At 65.5% G+C, this 21,512-nt stretch carries 17 protein-coding genes; 4 read left to right on the top strand and 13 right to left on the bottom strand.

The features are described 5' to 3' along the window. Nucleotides 1–261: 261 nt before the first annotated feature. The 8 genes from pyrF to A5634_RS25355 form a co-directional block, all read right to left on the bottom strand. A complete protein-coding gene (gene pyrF / locus A5634_RS25390; protein ID WP_065146789.1) occupies nt 262–1,098 on the bottom strand; it encodes an orotidine-5'-phosphate decarboxylase in 837 nt (278 codons plus the stop codon). Beyond that, nucleotides 1,095–4,439, bottom strand: coding sequence for a carbamoyl-phosphate synthase large subunit (gene carB, locus A5634_RS25385; protein ID WP_065146788.1), 3,345 nt, complete (start codon nt 4,437–4,439; stop codon nt 1,095–1,097). The genes pyrF and carB overlap by 4 nt, the downstream gene beginning before the upstream one ends. 91 nt (nt 4,440–4,530) lie before the next feature. Next, on the bottom strand, nt 4,531–5,658 hold the full coding sequence (gene carA, locus A5634_RS25380; protein WP_065146787.1) for a glutamine-hydrolyzing carbamoyl-phosphate synthase small subunit: 1,128 nt from the start codon (nt 5,656–5,658) through the stop codon (nt 4,531–4,533). Further along, complete coding sequence (locus A5634_RS25375) at nt 5,651–6,160, bottom strand: PH-like domain-containing protein (protein WP_065146786.1); 510 nt, start codon at nt 6,158–6,160, stop codon at nt 5,651–5,653. The genes carA and A5634_RS25375 overlap by 8 nt, the downstream gene beginning before the upstream one ends. Then, complete coding sequence (locus A5634_RS25370) at nt 6,157–7,449, bottom strand: dihydroorotase (RefSeq protein ID WP_065146785.1); 1,293 nt, start codon at nt 7,447–7,449, stop codon at nt 6,157–6,159. The genes A5634_RS25375 and A5634_RS25370 overlap by 4 nt, the downstream gene beginning before the upstream one ends. After that, on the bottom strand, nt 7,446–8,405 hold the full coding sequence (locus tag A5634_RS25365; protein ID WP_065146784.1) for an aspartate carbamoyltransferase catalytic subunit: 960 nt from the start codon (nt 8,403–8,405) through the stop codon (nt 7,446–7,448). The genes A5634_RS25370 and A5634_RS25365 overlap by 4 nt, the downstream gene beginning before the upstream one ends. Beyond that, nucleotides 8,402–8,947 carry a bifunctional pyr operon transcriptional regulator/uracil phosphoribosyltransferase PyrR gene (gene pyrR, locus A5634_RS25360; RefSeq protein ID WP_065146783.1) on the bottom strand — a complete coding sequence of 182 codons (546 nt, stop codon included), beginning with the start codon at nt 8,945–8,947 and terminating at the stop codon, nt 8,402–8,404. Before pyrR ends, A5634_RS25365 begins: the two co-directional genes overlap by 4 nt. 329 nt (nt 8,948–9,276) lie before the next feature. Next, nucleotides 9,277–9,705: a cellulose-binding domain-containing protein gene (locus A5634_RS25355; protein WP_065146782.1), complete on the bottom strand. Its 429-nt coding sequence runs from the start codon at nt 9,703–9,705 to the stop codon at nt 9,277–9,279. Between the two features lie 129 nt (nt 9,706–9,834). On the opposite strand from A5634_RS25355, the gene A5634_RS25350 reads away from it, so the two are divergent. Beyond that, complete coding sequence (locus A5634_RS25350; RefSeq protein ID WP_065146781.1) at nt 9,835–10,503, top strand: class I SAM-dependent methyltransferase; 669 nt, start codon at nt 9,835–9,837, stop codon at nt 10,501–10,503. Nucleotides 10,504–10,517: 14 nt separating this feature from the next. On the opposite strand, the gene A5634_RS25345 is transcribed toward A5634_RS25350, so the two are convergent. From A5634_RS25345 to A5634_RS25330, 4 genes are all read right to left on the bottom strand, one after another. Then, nucleotides 10,518–11,489 carry a sulfotransferase domain-containing protein gene (locus A5634_RS25345; RefSeq protein ID WP_216638762.1) on the bottom strand — a complete coding sequence of 324 codons (972 nt, stop codon included), beginning with the start codon at nt 11,487–11,489 and terminating at the stop codon, nt 10,518–10,520. A 26-nt stretch (nt 11,490–11,515) separates the two neighbouring features. Then, entirely contained in the window at nt 11,516–12,703 is a 1,188-nt protein-coding gene (locus tag A5634_RS25340; RefSeq protein WP_065146779.1) for a type III polyketide synthase, read from the bottom strand. Continuing rightward, a complete protein-coding gene (locus A5634_RS25335; protein ID WP_155769728.1) occupies nt 12,700–14,181 on the bottom strand; it encodes a fatty acid desaturase in 1,482 nt (493 codons plus the stop codon). The genes A5634_RS25340 and A5634_RS25335 overlap by 4 nt, the downstream gene beginning before the upstream one ends. Nucleotides 14,182–14,370: 189 nt before the next feature. Beyond that, on the bottom strand, nt 14,371–15,237 hold the full coding sequence (locus tag A5634_RS25330; RefSeq protein WP_065146778.1) for an LppX_LprAFG lipoprotein: 867 nt from the start codon (nt 15,235–15,237) through the stop codon (nt 14,371–14,373). A 382-nt stretch (nt 15,238–15,619) separates the two neighbouring features. Here A5634_RS25330 and A5634_RS25325 point away from each other — a divergent pair, with 382 nt between their 5' ends. From A5634_RS25325 to A5634_RS25315, 3 genes are read left to right on the top strand one after another with little or no spacing between them, the layout of a single operon-like run. Further along, the gene (locus A5634_RS25325; RefSeq protein ID WP_065146777.1) at nt 15,620–16,828 is read left to right on the top strand and encodes a serine hydrolase domain-containing protein; all 1,209 of its coding nucleotides are present in this window, start codon (nt 15,620–15,622) and stop codon (nt 16,826–16,828) included. Continuing rightward, complete coding sequence (locus A5634_RS25320; protein WP_065146776.1) at nt 16,825–17,367, top strand: GNAT family N-acetyltransferase; 543 nt, start codon at nt 16,825–16,827, stop codon at nt 17,365–17,367. Before A5634_RS25325 ends, A5634_RS25320 begins: the two co-directional genes overlap by 4 nt. Before the next feature lie 31 nt (nt 17,368–17,398). Continuing rightward, entirely contained in the window at nt 17,399–18,598 is a 1,200-nt protein-coding gene (locus tag A5634_RS25315; RefSeq protein ID WP_065146775.1) for an FAD-dependent monooxygenase, read from the top strand. Nucleotides 18,599–18,616: 18 nt separating this feature from the next. Here the strand turns inward: A5634_RS25315 and A5634_RS25310 are convergent, their stop codons facing one another. Further along, nucleotides 18,617–21,442 carry an aminotransferase class I/II-fold pyridoxal phosphate-dependent enzyme gene (locus A5634_RS25310; RefSeq protein WP_081290656.1) on the bottom strand — a complete coding sequence of 942 codons (2,826 nt, stop codon included), beginning with the start codon at nt 21,440–21,442 and terminating at the stop codon, nt 18,617–18,619. Nucleotides 21,443–21,512 lie beyond the last annotated feature (70 nt).

Below are 21,512 nucleotides of genomic sequence, written 5' to 3'. Positions count from 1 at the left end.
GCCCGCGGTGGACCCGCATGGCGCAACCAACAGTCCGGCCGGCACGGACCAGACGTTCCGATCCGGCGCCCCAGCGGTGATCCCTAGCGGGCCACTGCCCGGGCGGGGCCGAAGCTGTGCATGCCTTGGAGGTGCCCGCCGGCGTCAGCTCGGGTACCCGTGCCGCGCCGGCCCCAGAGGTCCAACACGGCGTCGGCGACGGCGCACTGGGCCGGGACCGGAGCCAGCGGCACGGCGCTCGGTGAGTTTGCTAGGAACGTCCTACCCGTTGAGATAGTCGACGGCGTCGAGCATGCGTTGGGCGGCGGCACGGACCGCGGCGACATCCGGTCCCGAACGCAGCACCTCGCGCGACACCGCGGGCCACAACTGATGCGACGCCGCCCCGCCCAGGCCTGCCAGTGCCTCGGGGCGACCGCCCTGCGCCCCCACGCCGGGCACCAGTACCGGGCCGCCCAACTCGCTCAGGTCGGGTGCCTGCAGGACGGTGGCGCCGACCACTACTCCCACCGATCCCTCCTGCGTCGCGGTGCCGTTCTGGCTGGCTCCGCGGTTGAAATCCCCGACATGGTCCACGATCAACTGGGCCACCGTGCGTCCGCCGGCATCGGCGCGCTGCACCGTCGACCCCTCCGGATTGGACGTGGCGGCGAGCACGAACACCCCGCGGTCGTGTGCGGAGGCGACCTCCAACAGCGGACGCAACGAGCCGAACCCGAGATAAGGCGAAGCGGTCACGGCGTCGGCGGCCAACGGCGAATCACCGGCCCAGGCCGCGGCGTAGGCGGCCATCGTCGACCCGATATCGCCGCGCTTGGCATCAGCCAGCACCAGTACCCCGTTGGCCCGCAGCGCGGCGATGGTGCGTTCGAGCACCGTGAATCCGGCGGCGCCGTACGCCTCGAAAAATGCCACCTGAGGTTTGACCATCGCGAACCCGGCGTAGGCCTCCACACAGACGTCGCAGAACGCCGCCAGGCCGTCTGCGGTGGTGGGTAGCTGCCAGGCTCGTAACAGCTCGGGGTGCGGATCAATGCCCAGGCACAACGGCCCGCGGCTGGACCGGGCCTGCGCCAGGCGCACCCCGAAACCAGTCACCTCCGGGTGCCCATGGAGCGGTGCAGTTCCTGCAACGACAGCACGCCGATGTCACCGCGGATTCCCGCCTCGATCCCCTGCACCGCAGCCGAGGCGCCCTGCACCGTGGTGATGCAGGGGATGTTGACGGCCACCGCGACCGACCGGATCTCGTATCCGTCGATACGCGGTCCGGAGTTTCCGTACGGCGTGTTGATCACCATGTCGACCTCACCGGCCCGGATCGCGTCCACCGCCGACAACGCCGGCCGGCCTTCTTGCGGTGACTGGAAATGCTTGCGGACCTCGTCGCACGGAATCCCGTTGCGCCGCAGCATTTCCGCGGTGCCCTCGGTAGCCAGAACCCGAAAACCCAGATCGGCCAACCGTTTAACCGGGAAAACCAGGGATCGCTTGTCCCGGTTGGCAACCGACACGAACACCGTTCCCTGCGTCGGCAACGAGCCGTAGGCGGCAGTTTGACTCTTGGCGAATGCACTGCCGAAATCGCGGTCGATGCCCATCACCTCGCCGGTCGATTTCATCTCCGGACCGAGCAGTGAGTCGATTGCGGCACCGTCGGCACGCCGGAACCGGTGGAACGGTAGGACCGCTTCCTTGACCGCGATCGGTGCATACGGGGTGACGCTGGCGCCGTCCCCGGTTTCGGCGAGCATGCCTTCCTTGCGCAACGCAGCGATGCTGGCACCCAACATGACTCGTGCGCACGCCTTGGCGAGAGGGATCGCGGTCGCCTTCGATACGAAGGGAACCGTACGACTTGCCCGCGGGTTGGCCTCCAAGACGTAGAGCACGTCATCCTTGAGCGCGTATTGCACGTTGAGCAGACCCACCACACCGATGCCGTGCGCGATCGCCTCAGTCGCCTTGCGTACCTTGTCAATGTCGCTGCGGCCCAACGTCACCGGCGGCAGCGCGCACGCCGAATCACCGGAGTGGATACCGGCCTCCTCGATGTGCTCCATCACCCCCCCGATGTACACCTCGGTGCCGTCACACAACGCGTCGACGTCGATCTCGACCGCGTCCTCGAGGAATCGGTCCACCAGCACGGGGTGCTCGGGCGAGAGTTCGGTGGCGCGGGTGATGTACCCCTTCAGCGTTTCCTCGTCGTAGACGATCTCCATGCCACGACCGCCCAGTACGTAGGACGGTCGCACCAGCACCGGATAGCCGATGTCGGCTGCGATACGGCGGGCCTGGGTGAACGTGGTTGCGGTGCCGTACTTGGGCGCCGGCAGCCCCGCGGTGGCCAGCACGTCGCCGAACGCGCCGCGGTCCTCGGCCAGGTCGATGGCCTCCGGCGGCGTGCCCACGATGGGGACCCCGGCGTCAGCCAACCGCTGCGCCAGGCCGAGCGGGGTCTGGCCGCCGAGTTGAACGATCACGCCCGCCACCCCAGGCCCGCCGACACCGGACTGGTCCTCGGCGTGGAACACCTCGAGGACGTCCTCGAAGGTCAGCGGTTCGAAGTAAAGCCGGTCGGCCGTGTCGTAGTCGGTCGACACCGTTTCGGGGTTGCAGTTGACCATCACGGTCTCAAAACCCGCCTGGCTCAACGTCGTTGCCGCGTGCACGCAGCTGTAGTCGAACTCGATGCCCTGACCGATCCGGTTGGGGCCCGAACCCAGGATCAGCACCTTCGGCCGCTCGGTCTGCGGCGCCACCTCGGTTTCGGCAGCCGGATCGAGCTCGTAGCTGCTGTAGTGGTAGGGCGTCTTGGCTTCGAACTCAGCCGCACAGGTGTCGACCGTCTTGTACACCGGACGGATGTCCAGGCGTTCCCGCAGCGACCTGACGCCGTTTTCACCGGCCAATTCCGGTCGCAGCGCGGCGATTTGGCGGTCTGACAGGCCGCAGTGCTTTGCGTGCCGCAATAGATCGGCGTCCAGGACGGGAGCGTCGACGAGTTCGGCGCGCAGCGCCACCAGTTCGTCGATCTGCGCGACGAACCACGGGTCCATGCCGCTGGCCTGGGCCACGCCCTCTACCGAAGCACCCAGTCGCAGCGCCAATTCGATGTCGTAGAGCCGACCTTCGGTAGGCGTTTGCAGGCGGGCCAGCACATCGTCGACCGATCCGTCCGGATCCGGACCGGTCCAAAAGCCGGCGCGGGTGGTTTCCAACGACCGCATCACCTTGCCGAGCGCCTCGACGAAGTTGCGGCCCAACGACATTGCCTCGCCGACCGATTTCATGGTGGTGGTCAGGGTGGGGTCGGCGCCGGGAAATTTCTCGAACGCGAACCGCGGCGCTTTCACCACGACGTAGTCCAGGGTGGGCTCGAAACAGGCCGGTGTTTCCTTGGTGATGTCGTTGACGATCTCGTCGAGGGTGTAGCCGATGGCCAGCTTGGCCGCGATTTTGGCGATCGGGAATCCGGTGGCTTTCGAGGCCAGCGCGCTGGACCGCGAGACCCGCGGGTTCATCTCGATGACGATCAGTCGACCGTCTTTGGGGTTGACCGCGAACTGGATGTTGCAGCCGCCGGTGTCCACGCCGACCTCGCGCAGGATCGCGATACCCAGGTCGCGCATGCGCTGGTATTCCCGGTCGGTCAACGTCATCGCGGGCGCCACCGTGACCGAGTCGCCGGTGTGCACACCCATCGGGTCGACGTTCTCGATCGAGCAGACCACCACGACGTTGTCGTGCCCGTCGCGCATCAACTCGAGCTCGTATTCCTTCCAGCCGTAAATCGATTCCTCGATCAGCACGTTGGCGCTGGGGCTGGCGGCCAGGCCCGCCCCGGCCATCCGGTCGACCTCTTCGACCGATCGCGCCATGCCTGAGCCGAGCCCGCCCATCGTGAAACTGGGCCGCACCACCACCGGCAGACCGAGTTCGTCGACCGTCTCGCGAACTTCGTCCATGGTGAAACACACGCGGCTGCGGGCGGATTCGCCGCCGACTTTGGTGACGATGTCCTTGAAGCGCTGCCGGTCCTCGCCGCGCTGGATGGCTTCGAAGTCAGCGCCGATGAGTTCGATGTCGTAGCGTTCCAGCGCCCCGTTCTCCGACAGCGCGACCGCGGTGTTGAGCGCCGTCTGCCCGCCGAGCGTAGCCAGGAGGGCATCGATCTTGTTGCCGCGCTCGGCCTGCTGGGCGATCACGCGTTCGACGAACGCCGGGGTGATCGGCTCGACATAGGTGAAGTCGGCGAACTCGGGGTCGGTCATGATGGTGGCCGGGTTGGAGTTGACCAGGCTGACCTGCAGCCCCTCGGCCCGCAATACTCGACAGGCCTGGGTGCCGGAATAGTCGAATTCGCAGGCCTGGCCGATGACGATCGGCCCGGAGCCGATCACCAGCACGTGGTTGAGGTCGGTGCGCCGCGGCACTAGCGGCCCGCTTCCGTGGCGTGAAGGTGCGCAAATGTACAAGGTTTATGGCGTGTCGCCGTGCATTTGTGCACGCTCGGCAGCGATGGCACTAGCGGTCCCCTTCCATCAGGTCGACGAATTGGTCGAACAGGTATTCCGCATCGTGGGGTCCGGCCGCGGCCTCGGGATGGTACTGCACCGAAAACGCTTGTCCATCCTTGAGTTTGACGCCTTCGACCACGCCGTCGTTGGCGCACGTGTGGCTGACTACGGCTGACCCGAACGGGGTGTCGAAGGACTGGCCGGCTTCCCCTTCCAACGCGAAGCCATGGTTCTGCGCGGTCACGGCGACCCGGCCGGTGGCGTGGTCGATGACGGGAATATTGATTCCGCGGTGTCCGAACACCATCTTGTAGGTAGACAAGCCCAAGGCGCGGCCCAGGATCTGGTTGCCAAAGCAGATGCCGAACAACGGGATTCCGGCGCCGAGCACCTCGCGGGTGAGTGCGACGATGTGATCCGCGGTGGCGGGGTCGCCCGGACCGTTGGACAGGAACACACCGTCCGGCTTGATTTCGGCGATCTGCTCGAAGGTCGTCGACGCCGGTAGCACGTGGCTGCGGATCCCGCGACTGGCGAAATTGCGCGGCGTGTTGGTCTTGATACCGAGGTCCAAAGCCACCACGGTGAACCTCGGAAGCCCCTGCGCCCCTTCGGGTTCGACGATGTAGCTGTCAGGTGTGCTGACCTCGCCGGCCAGGTCGGCGCCCAGCATCGGCTCTTGGGCACGGACGCGTTCGACCAGTTCTTCGGGCTCGGCCAGTGCCGCGCCGGAGAACACGCCGGCCTTCATCGAGCCGCGGCTGCGGAGGTGACGCACCACCGCGCGGGTGTCGATTCCGGCGATCCCGACGACGCGCTGCCGGACCAGCTCACGCTCCAGCGTGCCGGTGGCACGCCAGTTGGAAGCACGCGGCGAGGGGTCGCGCACCGCGTAACCAGCGACCCAGATCTTGTCGGCACGGCTCTCGCCGTCTTCGTCGTTCCACCCGGTGTTGCCGATCTGCGGGGCGGTAGCCACCACGATCTGGCGGTGATAGCTGGGGTCGGTCAGCGTCTCCTGGTAGCCGGACATGCCGGTGCTGAATACGGCTTCCCCCAGCGTCTGACCGATCGCTCCGAATGTGGTGCCGGTGAAGACGCGCCCGTCTTCGAGCACCAGCAGCGCTTTACTCACTTGAGCCGCTCTCCTCCTCTAGCCACTTCGCATACTCGTCGCGGTTGTCGGCCCGAAAACCCGTGCATATCTCGGTGCCGGTGGGCAGCCGCCACTGAATTGCCAACAGCCCGTTGCGGGCTGCGACCTTTCCCGCGATAGCCCGCTCGGTGCGCAGGCCGACCAGCGACTCGCGTGAGATCCAAATAGGTTGTGCACGAATACGTTCGACCAGGATCCCTTCGGGGTAGCGGGTCAGCACCGCCTTGCTGCGGTAACCCAGATCGCCCACCGCGACCCGGTCGTTCCAGGCCGGCGACAGCGTGCAACCGACGTACAGACCTTGAGTGGTGACCTCGGCGGCGCCCACCTCGTCGGGCAGGCCGGGCAACTCGCCGATCAGCTCCACCTGCCGCTCGGCCCGGCGCCGCCAGCCCCGCATCATCAGCTGGATCACCACGGCAAGTACCACCACCAGCACCGCCGCGAAGATCAGCGATCCCACCAGCGTGCCTGAGTTCATGCCGGACTCTTCCCGTCGCGGGCGGTGACCCTTCCGCGCAGCAGCGTCGCCGTCACTTTGGCCGGCAGTGTCATCGACTCATACGGGGTGTTGGCCGACCGGCTGGCCAGCTCGTCGCCGGTAACGGTCCACGTGGCGGCGGGGTCGACCACAGTCAAATTGGCCGGCTCCCCCACTTCGAGCGGACGGCCCTGATCGGGCAATCCGACGATGCGGGCCGGGTTTTCGCTCATCACCCGGGCGACGTCGCGCCAGCTCAGCAGGCCCGGCTCCACCATCGTCTGCACCACCACCGACAGCGCCGTCTGCAAGCCGAGCATCCCGGGTCGCGCCGCGGAGAACTCGACACACTTTTCGTGCTCGGCGTGCGGGGCGTGATCGGTGGCCACACAGTCGATGGTCCCGTCGGCCAGTGCCTGACGCAGCGCAACCGCGTCGGAGGCTTCGCGCAGCGGCGGGTTGACCCGATTTCGGCCGTCGTAGCTGGCCAGCCTGCTGTCGTCGAGCAGCAGGTGATGCGGAGTCACCTCGGCTGTGATCGAAATGCCTTGAGCTTTGGCCCATTTCACGATCTCGACGGTGCCCGCGGTGGAAGCGTGGCAGATGTGCACCCGGGCACCGGCGTCGCGCGCCAGCAGTGCATCGCGCGCGACAATGGATTCTTCGGCAGCCCTGGGCCATCCGGCCAGGCCGAGCCGCGCGGCGGCCGGCCCTTCGTGCGCGACGGCGCCGACGGTCAGCCTGGGTTCTTCGGCATGCTGGGCGATCAGCACACCAAGACCGGTGGCGTATTCCAGCGCGCGGCGCATCACCAGCGGGTCATGCACGCAGATGCCGTCGTCGGAGAACATCCGCACCTGGGCCGCACCGGCTTTCATCATGCCCATCTCGGTCAACTCGACGCCGGCCAACCCGACGGTGACCGCGCCCACCGGATGCACGTCCACCAGGCCGACCTGCTGACCTCGGTGCCAGACGTGGTCGGTAACCACGGGGCTGTCAGCGACCGGATGGGTGTTGGCCATTGCGAACACTGCCGTATAGCCGCCCAAAGCGGCTGCGGCCGAACCCGTTTCGATGTCCTCGGCGTATTCGCGGCCAGGCTCACGCAGGTGTGTGTGCAGGTCCACGAACCCGGGTAACAGAACATGGCCGGTGGCGTCGATGACGTCAGCAAGATCCGGGATCGCCAGATCGGTGCCGATGTCGGCGATTTGGCCGTCGTCGACGAGTACGTCTATTTGCTCGCCTTCGCCGTAGCGACGAACCCCCCTGATCAGCACACTCATGCCGCGCCCTCTTCTTCCGTCGCCCCCACCAGGACATGGAACAGCACCGCCATCCGCACGTGCACCCCGTTGGAAACCTGTTGCAGCACAGCAGATTGCGATGAGTCAGCCACCGAGGACGAAATCTCCATGCCGCGCAGCATCGGGCCCGGGTGCAGCACGACGGCGTGCCCGGGCAACAACGCCTGGCGCCGCGCCGACAGCCCGTAGAGCGTCGAATATTCGCGCACCGACGGGAAGAAGCCGCCGTTCATCCGCTCAGCCTGCACCCGCAGCATCAGCACGCCGTCGGCGGCGGGCAGTTCGGCGTCGAAGTCGTTGGAGACGGTGACCGGCCAGTTTTCGACGCCGCGCGGCAGCAGCGTCGGCGGTGCCACGAGCACGATCTCGGCGCCCAGGGTGTGCAGCAGCATGACGTTCGAGCGGGCGACCCGGCTGTGCAGGATGTCGCCGACGATGACGATGCGACGCCCGTCGATGCCGCCGAGGCGCTGCCGGATGGTCAAGGCGTCCAGCAGCGCCTGGGTGGGATGCTCGTGGGTGCCGTCGCCGGCGTTGATCACCGACGGGCCTGTCGCCGTCGCGGCCTCAGAAGTCCAGTCGGCCAGTAGATGCGCCGCCCCGGATGCGGGGTGCCGAATGATCAGCGCGTCGGCGCCGGCCGCGCGCAGCGTCAGCGCGGTGTCGCGCAGCGACTCGCCTTTGCCCACCGAGGATCCGGATGCGCTGACGTTGACCACGTCGGCGCTCATCCACTTGCCGGCCACCTCGAACGACACCCGGGTGCGGGTGGAGTTCTCGTAGAACATGGTGACCACGGTGCGACCTCGCAATGTGGGCAGCTTTTTGATGTCCCGACCGACGAGGGCCTGGGCGAACCGGTCCGCGTCATCGAGGATCGCGGTGGCTTCGTCCCTGGTGAGATCGCCCGCGGCCAACAGGTGCCTCGGAGTCATCGGGTGATCACCACGCCATCTCGACCGTCGTCCTCGTTGAGTTGTACGTGCACGCTCTCGCTGCGTGAGGTGGGCACGTTCTTGCCGACATAATCGGCTCGGATCGGCAGCTCGCGATGGCCGCGGTCGACGAGCACCGCCAGTTGCACGGCCCGCGGCCGGCCCACGTCGCGCAAGGCGTCCAGCGCGGAGCGCGTCGAGCGCCCGGAGTACAGCACGTCGTCGACGAGAATCACCAGCGCGTCGTCGATGCCACCGGGCGGAATGGACGTCGCTTCCAGTGGCCGTGGGGGTTTGATCATCAGATCGTCACGGTAGAGCGTGATATCCAGTGCGCCGTGACCGACTTTCACGCCGCTGTACTCGGCGATGTTGGCGGACAGGCGGCTGGCCAGAGTCACGCCGCGCGTCGGAATTCCGAGTAGCACCACCCGGTTGGAGTCGGGGTTGTCCAGCGCGGTCTTTTCGATGATCTGATGCGCCATGCGGGAGATGGTGCGGCCCACATCGGCCGCTGACATCAGTTCTCGCGCATTACCCATGCGGGATCCTGACCTCCTTCTCCGCCTCTCCGGACGGATCGTTAAAGGATGTCGACTGCCGGGCAGCCTAGCACGGGCCTACGTCGGACGAATCCGCCGTTGGGAAGGACGCGCGCAGCGTTTAGTGCGCATGGCGGAGCACTCATCACATGAGTCACAACTGCCCCGGCAGCCCCGGCAGGAAGATATGTATGTATTTGCCCGGCTCCGAGCGACTACGACGTCGCCGCTGCGTAGTCCGCAAAATTAGTCGCTCGGAGGCGGGCAAAAGAGATGGCACTCCCCGGAGAGGCTTGGGGCGTGCCCCGAGCGTCGCAGCGGTCGCGCCGCTAGCTGCAGGGGTATTGCCGGTTGAGCACGCAATTCGACGGGGGCGAGTAGGTGCCGCGCAGCACGCCTCGGAAACCACCTGTGGCTGAACCACCGGGCGCGACGACGCGATTCCAGTTCGCGGGAGTGAGCACATAGTGCGTGCCAGATTGGGTAACAGTGCTGTTCCACGCGTGCGAGACGGATTGGCCCGCCGGCATGTCGAACTCAAGTCGCCAATCACTTAGCGGCGCGATGCTCGAGTTGGTGATGGCGAAATGGGCGATGAAACCGTCCTGCCACGTATGTGACACCGACAGCGTCGCGGTGGCCGCGGCCGCATGAGCTGGAGGGGTGCCCGCGAGTCCGAGGATGGCAACTACCAATGCCGACACGGCTACGTGAAGCACTGTGCGCCAGCGCTTCACGTGATTGTCCGGTCCGCCCATAGCACTCAACCCTAAAGGCTGACAACCGGTATCGGCCCGGCTCGCCGCGGGTAGCTGCCGTAATTATGCGCAACCGAAACCGTCGTGAAATTTTCGCCACACCGCCCGCGCGAGCCTACGCTGGCGGAAATGAGCAACCCGAGTTTCTCCCCCCACATCGATTTCGACGCTCTCTACCGCGGTGAAAGCCCGGGTGAAGGCCTGCCGCCTGTCCCGACGCCGCCGTGGGATACCAAGGCGCCCAAGGAAAGCGTCGTCGCCTGGCACAACTCCGGCTGGGTACACGGCGACGTGCTCGATATCGGCTGCGGGCTCGGCGACAACGCGATCTACCTGGCCACAAACGGCTACACCGTCACCGGTCTGGACATCTCTCCGACCGCCCTGCGCACCGCCGAACAGCGCGCCGCCGACGCCGGCATCAACGTCACGTTCGCGGTCACCGACTCCACCAGGCTCGACGGCTACACCGACGCGTTCGACACGGTCGTCGACAGCGGCATGTTCCACTGCCTCGACGACGAGGGCAAACGCAGCTACGCGGCCGCGGTGCACCGCGCCACCCGGCCGGGCGCCACCCTGCTGATCAGTTGCTTCTGCGACAGCAACACGTCGAGCGAGGAAGGTATCGCGTTCAAGAGGCCATCGGTGTCAGAGCAGACGCTGCGCGAGGTCCTCGACGGCGCCGGCTGGGACATCGAGTCGGCCGACCCCGTCACGCTGAACCGCGAATTGGACGGAACCGAAACCGAGATGTCCTTCTGGTACGTCAAAGCGCTGCGACGCCAAGCAACCTGATCCGGCGCCTGAACTCACGCGTCCTCGGGGTCGCAGCCCCGCCGGCCCTCGTGCGCCCAGGCCAGCATCTCCGGTGCACCCAACTGGTTGATCCGATGGTTGTAGCGCCGGTACTCGTCGCGGGTGAAGTACTCCTGCCACTCGCCGTTGCCGCCGCGACGAAAGAACTGCTCGTCGCTGCGCCAGATGCCGTCGGTGGTGTTGGGCGCGATTTCGGAAGCATGAGAACGCATTTCGCCGAGCGTGGCGTACTGCGCCAACTCCCGCGCGCGATCACGGCTCAGGTTATAACCGAGAACCCCGGCTAGTCGCACCATCTCCCCCACCAGGTCTGCCTGGTAGTCGGCGTAGTGGAAGAGCGCCACGTTGGGCAGGTGACGCCGCTCCCACACCTTGCCGAATTGGTGCATGACGTTGGCCAGGGTGCCGATCCCCTTGGGCGGGGTGAACCCGACCCCCGGGGGCGGTAACGCCGGGCCTTCCAACCAGTGCCGGAACTCTTCGACGACGCCGCGCCCGCTGCCCGGTTGGGGAGCCGGTGGTCCCAGCCGCTGTTCGGCCGGCACCGCCGCCTCGTGCAGCAGCCGCATCCGATCGCGGTCCATATTGGTCGTCTGATGCAGCATCGACACGGCCGCGTCACGCGGATCGCGTCCCACGCACAGATAGGTGACCCGGTCGTCGAGCACCAGGCCGTCCAAGGGCGTATGGGTTTTGATGAACCGACGGTGCTGCTGGGCATCGAGGATCGCGATGACCTCGTCGAGGGGACGGATGGTCTGATCCAGCCACGGGGACACCGTCGACAACGGACCGGGCAGATCCGGGCCGTCGAACACGATCAGCGACACCAGGCGCTGCGTCCAGGTCATGCCGCACTTGGGCGGCGTCGAGATGATGATGTCGCCGTCGCGCAACTGCAGGGCATCCCAGCGCAGATTGTCAGTCATCAACTCGCGGTACAGCACTCGGTCGGAGACCACCATTTGCCGGCTACTTTCGTATTCGAAGTTCATGACGACCGCCGGATGATGTCGAACAGGATGCCTTCGACGGTGACCCCCGGCGCGAACGCGAACGCGACACCCGTCGAGATCGCCTTCGTCGACTCCGCTTGGCGCACCATCATTTCCAGCACGAAGATCAGCGATACGCTCAGCATGTTGCCGAACCGGGCGAGCACCTCCCAGCTGTGCGACGCCCGTTCGCTGGGTATTCCCAGCGAACGCACCGACTGCTCGATGATCTTCGGACCGCCCGGGTGGACCGCCCACAGATCGATGTCGGACTTCGTCAACCCGTTGTCGTGCAACATTTCTGCGATGACGGGTTCGACTCCGCGATAGATGTAATCGGGCAGGTTCTCTGACAGCTCGCAGGTGATGCCGTTGTGGTTGACGCCGAGCACAATGCCGTCCTCGGCGTCGTCGAGCAACCGGGTGAAGCTGCTGCGTATCACCACACTGCCCGCCGGCAGCGGCTGCTGAACTTGGCTGGCCCCGATCACCATCGCCCCGCATCCGTCGCCGAACAGACTGTGGATGACGACGTCGTTGATGTCGTCGGCGAAAACGGCGTTCACCGAGCACAATTCGATGCACACCACCAGCGCCTTCATACTGGGGTGGGCCCGAACATAAGTGGCCGCGGCCCGAACCGCGTTCATCGCGGCGGCACAGCCCATGAAATTGACCACGACCCGCGACACTGACCGGGGCAGGCCTAGTTCCTTGACGATCGCGACATCAACCCCCGGTGCGATGAACCCGGTGCTGGTGACGAAAACCAACTGACCGATCTCGTCCACGCCATAGGGCAGGCCAGCCAACGCGCGCCTGCTCGCGTCGACCGCCAGCGGAACCGCATGCTCGAAAAACATGTTCATCCGGTCACGTATCGTGCCCGGGTTGCGCCGAAACGCATCGAACTGCGGGTCCAGCGGATCGACCGCCATGCGACGGGTGTCGATACGCGTCTTCTGGTAGATGCGCGGAATCCGTTCCCGCTGTTGGGTGTCGACGAAAAGCTCGGCGACGCGGTCGGCCGCCTCGGACTGCTCGACCGCCCGCTGCGGGTAGCCGGTCGCGATGCCTTCGATGACCGCCACCGTGGTGGGCGGGGCCGGCGGCAGTTGGGCCAGTTCGACTTCGGGTCCGTCTTCGGCGGGGAGCACGGCCCCGCTCTCAGCTGCGGTGCTCATACCGACCCGATTCCGACGAAGCCGCCAGCCACGTAGTTGACGCTCTCTTTCCACGCCGCGGGCGAAAAGTGCTCGCGGAGAAAGCCCCAATCGCGTTCCCGCGCCTGGCGGGACGGCGACAACAGATACGTGCGGCACAACTTGGGCAACCGGTCGGTGAGGAAACTCTTCGGCGGCAGCCACTGCACACCGAATCTCGCCGCCTCTTCCCGCAACACATCCTCGGTCACGATGTTGGCGAATCCGCTGCGCTGGAACGGCAGAACGTGATGAACCCGATGCGAACTCAATCCGGCCGACAGGAAACAGTCGACGTAGCGGTTGCCGATCACCACCAGGTCGTTGGCGTGCTCGACCTGGTCGACCCCCCAGTCTTCCCCGTTGATCTCGGGCTCGGCGTCTTGGTCCTCGAAGTCCTCGAACTCATGGCTGGCAACTACCAAAAACGTGCTGACCCACAACGTGGCGACGAATTGCAGTGCCCAGGCCCAGAAGTCACCGAAGGCCAAAAAGATGATCATCTCGGTCACCAACAGCAGACGGATACCCGAGGATCCGAGGAAGTGGGGCAACGCGTTACGCCAGCTGCCGTAGCCTTCTTCGACACCCACTTTGCGGGTCATCTTCCACACGTCGGCGATGCGGATCGCCATGCCGGTGACCAGGTGACCGAACTTGTGCACGGTGTGCACCGGAACGCGATACAGCCTGGGCAAGCGCATCATCATCGTGAACACGTTCTTTTTGATGTCCACATCGCTTTGGGTGTACGGGTGGTGCAGCAACGTGTGTCCGTCGGCGACCACCAAGGCCAGCGCCACGTAGTTCAGGTCAAAGGTGTTGGAAAAGACCCGATTCAGACCTCGCTGGGCGCGATGCAATGCGTAATGGCCGTAGCCAACCAGCGAGCTGCGCAACACGACCATGGCAATCACGAAGGCCCACAACGGCATCCATCGTGGTTCGACCAATCGAACGCCTTGGACCGCGAAATACCCGATCGCCAGCATCACGACAACAACGTTGAACAGCCGGTCCATTCGCTTGATTCGGGCCGCCAGCGCGGGCTCCTTCAGCCGCGCCTTGACCCGGTGCATCAGATCTTCGTTGTTGTCGAAGCGGTACTTCGGGGTGTCACGCCAGCTGTTGAAGTCGTCCTTGAACAGAAACGGCGGTGCGTTGTGCTTGGGATGGATGTCGCGCGGCGTTGCGTCGCGACCCAACGAGTACTTGCGTTCCAAGATGCGCTCGACCACGGCAGGGTCTTTGTGATACGAGGCGATAATCGCGGTGATATCGCGGTTTTTGGTGCGTCCGATGAAGAAGGCTCCGCCGGGATGCTTGGCGATCCAATCGCTCAAGTCATAGGCCCGCCCGTTGTAGACCCACACGTCTGACAGCACGGGGGGCCCACCTGGCGGAGGTCCAGGGCGTGGGCCGGGGCCACGCTCCTGAACTTCAGGGAGGTCGTTGGTCATTCGTGTTTCCTCCAGGTCTGGTGGGTGGAATCGATTGCCGGCCGGTGCTTCCGGCAAGCTGGCCCCAATGCTCGGGGCGCGGCCTTGGAGGATTCTCACCGAATCCTCAATGCGCTCCACCTACGGACGGGAACCGACCCGGAGTTCCGGGCCGGTTCCCAATCCGGAGTTCACCTGACCGTCAGAACCCTATGGCGTCGGGCTCGGGATCGTAACCGGCGCTCCCCAATTGGACAGCGTGATCGTGACGTGACCCTGGTCCTTGTCAATCACCATCCGCACCAGGTACGGGCTCGGCGGCGAGCCCGGGGCTCCCGGGGCCTTCACGTCGGCGATGTACAGGGTGACCGGCAACGGGCCCTTGGCGTCCTTACCGATCTGCGGTATCAGCGGGTCGATGATCGCCGGGTCGATGGTGCCGGTCACCTTCAGCGTGGCGACTCCATCGATGGTCTCGTTTCCGCCGGACTGCGGGTTGGAGACTTTGCCGATCACGGCGCCGATGCCCTTGTCCTTGTCCAGCACAACGCCCGGGTCATAGATCTTGTCCGCGGGTCCCATCGAGGTGTAAACACCGGCCTCGTTCTTGGTGTACATGGTCTTGTTGGTCACCATGAACTGCTTGGGCACCGCGGGGGTCTTGGGCTGCAACCGGATCATCGCATCGCCGACCGCCTGCCCGTTGCCCTCCGGCTGGTTGGTCACGTCGGCGTTGACCGCCTCCATGGGCAGGGTGTTGATGTTCATGGTCTGCAGATTGACGTGTAGCGAGCGCAGCCCGGTGGTGGCCTTCGAGGCCTCTTGCAGGAGTTGCTGCGCTTCCGGTGCCGGGGCGCCGGATGTCGCGGAGGTTCCGGAAGCGCCAGATGTCGCCGAAGCGGCACTGGATCCGGAAGTCCCCGAAGTTTGGGAGGTGCCAGTCGAGGATTTGTTTCCACATCCCGCGATGACCATTCCGACAAGTGCTGCCGCGAACATGATCGCGACAACTGGGGTCGAGGGTCGACGGGTGACACGTCGGTGACGAATTTGCGCTTGTGTCATCAAGCCATTCATGGCCAGCCTTTGCTGAGTTATCCAACCGGTGGTAATGAGCAGCGGGTCGCTACCCTCGTCATACGGTATGGGCAGAGGCGGTATCGGCGCCTCCGCCCAACGGTCGCGGATCTTGGTGACTACACACCCGCACCCTGGTTCACCAGCAACGACACCGACGTCAACCGCGCACCGCCGCCTCACAGCATGTTCACCAGATCACATTTGCCGGAGAGCGCGACGATAACACGCAACCCGTACCGTGCAAACAGATTCGCAGATGTAACTGCCGCGGTGTCGAAGCCGCGCACCGCGCTTGCCCTGATCTTTGCCGATCACGCCCGGTTGACCCAACGCCACGGCCGTTGGATGCCGCCCTAGCCGAGCGGCTAACCTAAGCCGCGTGAATCTCGACGGCAATCAGACGACCATCCGCGAAGTCTGTGACGCCGGTCTGCTCGCAGGAGCGGTGACGATGGTGTGGCAACGCGGAGAAATGTTGCAGGTCAACGAGATCGGCTACCGGGATATCGAGGCGAGCCTGCCGATGCAGCGGGACACGTTGTTCCGTATCGCCTCGATGACCAAACCCGTCACGGTGGCAGCGGTAATGAGCCTGGTCGACGAAGGCAAACTGGCGCTGAAAGATCCGGTGGCGCGGTGGCTGCCGGAACTGGCGGATGTGCAGGTGCTCGACGATCCGCACGGCCCACTGGACCGCACCCACCCGGCCCGTCGGCCCATCCTGATCGAGGATCTGCTTACCCACACCAGCGGTTTGGCTTACGGCTTCTCGGTTTCCGGTCCGATCTCACAGGCCTATCTGCGGTTGCCGTTCGATCAGGGCTCGGGCGTGTGGCTGTCCGAACTCGCGGCCCTGCCGTTGGTGCACCAGCCTGGTGAGCGGGTGACCTACAGTCACGCGACCGACGTGCTGGGTGTGCTGTTGTCTCGCATCGACGACAAGCCGCTCTACGAGGTCTTCGACGAGCGGGTGCTGGGCCCGGCGGGCATGGTCGACACCGGGTTCTTTGTGGCGCCCGACGCGCGACCGCGCGCGGCGACGATGTACCGCCACGACGAGCACCACAAGTTGCGACACGACGTGATGGGGCCGCCCCAAGTCAAGCCTCCGACGTTCTGCAACGCCGGCGGCGGCTTGTGGTCGACCGCTGACGACTATTTGCGGTTCATCCGAGTTCTGTTGGGCGACGGGTCGATCGACGGCGTGCAGGTGCTGTCGCCGGAGTCGGTACAACTGATGCGCACCGATCGGTTGACCGACGAACAGAAGCGGCACAACTTCCTGGGCTCGCCGTTCTGGGTTGGTCGCGGCTTCGGTCTGAACCTGTCGGTGGTAACCGATTCGGCCAAGTCCACGCCGTTGTTCGGCCCGGGTGGCGTTGGGACGTTCAGCTGGCCGGGCGCCTACGGAACGTGGTGGCAGGCAGATCCAACAGCCGACCTGATCCTGCTGTACCTGATCCAGTACCTGCCCGACCTGACGGTCAACGCCGCCGAGGCCGTCGCCGGCAACCCCGTGCTGGCCAAACTGCGCACGGCGCAGCCGAAGTTCGTCCGGAACACCTACCGGGCGCTCGGCCTGCTATGACGGTCGGGGACCTCGCTGACCACATCGACGGGCCGCGACTGATACTGCGGCCACCGGTAATCGAAGATGCCGACGAGATATTCGCAAGCATTTCAGGCGATCCCGAGGTCACCCGGTTTCTGTTGTGGACCGCACATCCGGACGTACTGGAAACCCGACGGGTACTGGTCAAACAGCTGACGAGCACCGGTAACGACCGGAACTGGGTGATCACGTTGCGCCGCAACGGCGAAATCGTCGGCATGATCAGCTGCCGACGCCCGGTCAGCCATTCCGTCGAAATCGGCTACTGCCTCGGGCGACGTTGGTGGGACATGGGTTACATGTGCGAGGCGATCAAGCTGGTGCTAGACGAATTGCGCGTCGACCCCCGGGTATTCCGCGTTTGGGCGACCTGCCACGTCGACAATGCGCGCTCGTCGCGACTGCTGCAACGATCCGGCTTCACCTTGGAGGGCCGACTGCGCCGGCATGCCGTCTACCCCTCGATGGGCGCGGACCCGAACGACAGCCTGCTTTACGCGCGGATCCTGCGCTGAGCCCCGCCGCACCGCTAATAGGCTGAGCACCATGTCAAACCCAACCGTGCTCGTCAGCGGTGCTGGAATCGCCGGACCCGCACTGGCGTTCTGGCTTTCCCGCAATGGCTACCACGTGGTGGTGGTCGAACTCGCCGACGGGATTCGCCCGGGCGGTCAGACCGTCGACCTGCGTGGGGCGGGACGTGCGGTCGTCGAGCGGATGGGGCTGCTGGATCAGATGCGGGCCCGCTGCCTGACCCAGCGCGGCGTCGCGTGGGTGAAAGACGACGGATCGCGCCGCGCCGAGATGCCGGTCGAGGCGTTCCACGGCAACGGCATGGTCAGCGAACTGGAGATCCTGCGCGGCGACCTGGCCGACGTCTTGTACCAGGCGACTGTCGATACCACCGAGTACCGGTTCGGCACCCGAGTCATCGAGTTGACGCAGTCGGCCGACGAGGTCACCGCAACGTTGTCCGACGGCAGCACGGTGTGCGCCGATCTGGTGGTCGGCGCCGACGGGCCGCATTCGGCCGTGCGGCGGTTGGCGTTCGGACCGGAGGACAAGTTCGTGCGGCCGCTGGGCGGATACAACGCGTGGTTCAGCGCGCCCGATCCGGTGGGACTGGACGGCTGGTACCTGATGTACCAGGCGCCCGGCGGGCTGAACGTCTCGGTGCGGCCCTCGCACGACCCGTCAATAGTCAAGGCGGGCTTGGCTTTCCGCTCCGATGTGATCAGCTACGACCGCGCCGACCAGGATGCGCAGCGTGAGCTGTTGGCCGACCGGTTCGCCGGTGCGGGTTGGCATTCCGAAGCACTGGTGGCCGCCGCGCGGGATGCCGACGACTTTTACTTCGACGCGTTCGCCCAAGTCCACATGGAGTCCTGGGCGGCCGGCCGCGTGGTGCTGGTCGGTGACGCCGGATACTGCGCGTCGCCCCTGAGCGGGATGGGCACCAGCCTGGCGTTGGTCGGTGCCTATGTACTCGCGCATGAACTGGCCGCCGGACCGCACGGGCCGCTGGACCGCTATCACCAGGTGATGAGGCCCTATGTGGCGAGGTGCCAGAAGTTGCCCAACGGCATCGACGGGTATCTACCGAAATCGGCTGCGGACATCCGCATCACCGCGATGGTGATGAAATACATGCAGCGCTGGCCGTTTCGGCCGATCGCCGAGCGCAAGTGGTTCACCACCGCCGAGGCCGTCGACCTGCCCGACTACGCCGCGGCCCGCGCCGGTTGACCCTTCGGTTCACAAAGTTCAGTTCACCGGCACGGTGTGCTCGTTGGCCACGATCGGCGCCTCGGGCGCCTTGGCGGGCTCGGATCCGTTGCCGGACACCTTGGCTCGCGTCACCGCTTTGCGCTGCGCCTCCATCCGGCTCAGCGCCTCCTGGGTGAATACCGACAAACCGAGTTCGTGGTTGTACCCGTGGATTTCCTTGACGTCGAGTTGGGCCAGGAAGTAGACGATCTCTTTGGAGACCACCTGCCCGGGCACCAGCACCGGAAAGCCGGGCGGGTAGGGCACCACAAATGTGGTGGACACCAACGTCTTTCCCTCCGCCAGTCGGCGCCCGGCCGTGCCGATCAGCACGTACTCGCGGTCCTTCTCCTCGTACCCGGCGTAGAAAGCCGATCGGGTGTCGCCGTAGACGCTGCCTTCAGCGGGGCGGAAGGCGGAATCGAAACTGCTGAAGTCGGGCAGGTGCGGCAGATCCTCGGTGATCTCCTCGACCCGGCGCTCGTGCAGGGCCCAGTCCGCCGAGCTGGCGGTCTCCTTGGTCCGGTCGAAATCGGTGGCCACCCGGCGCAGCACGTCGAGCAGATGGTGCACGCTCGACCACGTCACGCCGATGGTGAAGATCAGCAGCACGCTGTTGATCGAGGTCTTGTTGATCTGAATGCCGAACCGGTCCATCAGGATCTTCTCGCGGAAGTCGTAGCCGTTCATGCCGGTCTTGCCCAAAAACAACGTGACCCGGGTGGGGTCCAGCACGAACTGGTCTGAGCGCCACGCCTCGTTCCACTCGTCGAGCGCGCCCTGGCGGACTTCGCGGTAGGAGCTGACGTGCGAGGCCCGGTATTCCTCGGGCACCAGGTCGGACTCGTCGAGGATGCGGAACCATTTGCTGATCAACCGGTCTTTGCGGACCCGGTGCCGGAAGACCAGCGCCATGTCGTAGACCTGGCGGACCAGTTGGAAACCTTCCATGTCGACCTGCCGACGGGCCAGGTCGAGTGAGGCCAGCAGCTGCTGATTCGGCGAGGTTGAGGTGTGGGTCAAAAACGCCTCGCCGAACGCATCCCGGGCGCGCGCGTTGAAGTCCTGGTCGCGCACGTGGATCATCGACGCCTGCCGGAACGCCGACAGCGACTTGTGGGTGGAGTGGGTGGCGTACACCCGGACCCGAGCCTTGGCGGGGTCGGGCAACAGCCGATGGTTGACCCATTCCGAGCGCGGGATGCCCTCCATCGACGCCTGCCACTGTCGGTATTGCGCCGCGTATTCCCGCGACGACAGCATCTGCTCAAGGCGATCCGCGGAGATCATGGCGGTGCGCTGCCGGGCCCACGGCACCGCCGTGGCGAAGGCATACCACGCTTCGTCCCACAGGAAGCAGATGTCCGGCTTGATCGCCAGCACCTCCTCCATCACCTGCCGGGGGTTGTAGACGACGCCGTCGAAGATGCAGTTGGTGAGCAGCAGCATTCGCACCTTGTCCAGGTGTCCGGCCGCCTCGAGGTCCAGCAGCGCCTTCTTGATGGTGCTCAGCGGTACCGCGCCGTAAATGGCGAATTCCGGTAGCGCATAGGACTCCAGGTATCGCGGGTAGGCGCCGGCCAACACCAGACCGTAGTGGTGCGACTTGTGGCAGTTGCGGTCGATGAGCACGATGTCGCCCGGCCGGGTCAAGGACTGCACGACGATCTTGTTGGCGGTGGAAGTTCCGTTGGTGACGAAGTAGGTGTGGTTGGCGTTCCACGTCACCGCGGCCTTGTCCATCGCCTTCTTGATGTTGCCGTGCGGATCCAGCAGCGAATCCAATCCGCCTGAAGTGGTGGATGTTTCGGCCATGAAGATGTTGCGGCCGTAGAACTCGCCCATGTCCTGCAACGACTTCGAGTTGAATATGCTGGCGCCACGCGCCACCGGCAACGCGTGAAACTGGCCGACGGGCGCTGCCGCATAGGCCCGCAATGCGTCGAAAAACGGTGTGGAGAACCGGTTTCGCAGTCCGGCGACCACCGTGCTGTGCAGATCGGTGACATCGTTGAGCCGGTAGAAGGTCCGGTCGTAGACGTCGGGGTCGTCGTCGCTGCCGGCCGCGATCGACTCGTCGGTGAGCAAATACAGATCGATGTGCGGCCGCAATTCGCGGATCCACTCACCACACTCCACCCAGTCGTGGGCGCGGTCAGACACCGGAATGTCCTCGTTGGCACCGAGCAGCGTGTTCATCAACGGCGCCCGGTCACGCGAACGCAACGGCAGGTCGTGGCGGATGATGGCGGCCTGAATCTCGCCGTTGAGCGCCACCGCGGTAATGGCGTCTTCGACGCTGGGGGCAACGAGGATCTCGAACTGGATGTCGTCGTCCGGGTTGCGCAGCGCGCGCAAGCACTCCACCAGGCTCTCCGGAGCCGTGGCGGGCGAGTCGTCGGCGAGCAGGACGGTGTAAAACTGCTGCTGTTTGGCCTTGGCCACCAACTCCTGGTCGGCCAGCGGCGCCGAAATGTCGAAAAGCGCTGTGCGGTCGCCGTATTCGGACAGCAGCCGCACCGCCAGGGACACCTCTTCGGCAAGGCGCACCGTGGACAGGCTCTCCAGATGAGCGCGGAAGGTCTTCAGGTTAGCCGCGCCCGGATACAGCCAGTACCGCTCGTAGGCGGCGATGCGGTCCATCAACCGCTTCACCTTGGCCAGGTCGTGGGCTTTGTCCAGACCGGCCAGGTCGACCTCGGCCAGGTGGCGGCAAGCATCGTCGAGCAAGTTCCAGGTGTCCACCCGCGTGTAGGACGGGTTGGCTACCGCGGCCAGCGCGGAGACGCGAAGACGTCGCGGCCGGGCACTATCTGAATTCATGTTCTCACCTGTTCTGCGTGCGCGGTGGCCGGCGCCGACAACGACAGCGCCCCCAGCGCGGTAGCGGCGG

Origin of the sequence: Mycobacterium asiaticum (assembly GCF_001673365.1) — a bacterium.
Classification (GTDB): Bacteria; Actinomycetota; Actinomycetes; order Mycobacteriales; family Mycobacteriaceae; genus Mycobacterium; species Mycobacterium asiaticum_A.
Note: the sequence above shows the minus strand (reverse complement) of the source record. Positions and strands in the feature narration are given on the sequence as shown.

Coding starts and splice junctions, on each gene's coding strand:
- A5634_RS25335 (WP_155769728.1), bottom strand. CDS start 14,181: ATGACCAACGACCTCCCTGAAGTTCAGGAGCGTGGCCCCGGCCCACGC.
- A5634_RS25320 (WP_065146776.1), top strand. CDS start 16,825: ATGACGGTCGGGGACCTCGCTGACCACATCGACGGGCCGCGACTGATA.
- A5634_RS25365 (WP_065146784.1), bottom strand. CDS start 8,405: ATGACTCCGAGGCACCTGTTGGCCGCGGGCGATCTCACCAGGGACGAA.
- A5634_RS25355 (WP_065146782.1), bottom strand. CDS start 9,705: ATGGGCGGACCGGACAATCACGTGAAGCGCTGGCGCACAGTGCTTCAC.
- pyrR (WP_065146783.1), bottom strand. CDS start 8,947: ATGGGTAATGCGCGAGAACTGATGTCAGCGGCCGATGTGGGCCGCACC.
- A5634_RS25375 (WP_065146786.1), bottom strand. CDS start 6,160: ATGAACTCAGGCACGCTGGTGGGATCGCTGATCTTCGCGGCGGTGCTG.
- A5634_RS25315 (WP_065146775.1), top strand. CDS start 17,399: ATGTCAAACCCAACCGTGCTCGTCAGCGGTGCTGGAATCGCCGGACCC.
- A5634_RS25350 (WP_065146781.1), top strand. CDS start 9,835: ATGAGCAACCCGAGTTTCTCCCCCCACATCGATTTCGACGCTCTCTAC.
- A5634_RS25310 (WP_081290656.1), bottom strand. CDS start 21,442: ATGAATTCAGATAGTGCCCGGCCGCGACGTCTTCGCGTCTCCGCGCTG.
- A5634_RS25330 (WP_065146778.1), bottom strand. CDS start 15,237: ATGAATGGCTTGATGACACAAGCGCAAATTCGTCACCGACGTGTCACC.
- A5634_RS25370 (WP_065146785.1), bottom strand. CDS start 7,449: ATGAGTGTGCTGATCAGGGGGGTTCGTCGCTACGGCGAAGGCGAGCAA.
- A5634_RS25340 (WP_065146779.1), bottom strand. CDS start 12,703: ATGAGCACCGCAGCTGAGAGCGGGGCCGTGCTCCCCGCCGAAGACGGA.
- A5634_RS25345 (WP_216638762.1), bottom strand. CDS start 11,489: ATGGTGGTCTCCGACCGAGTGCTGTACCGCGAGTTGATGACTGACAAT.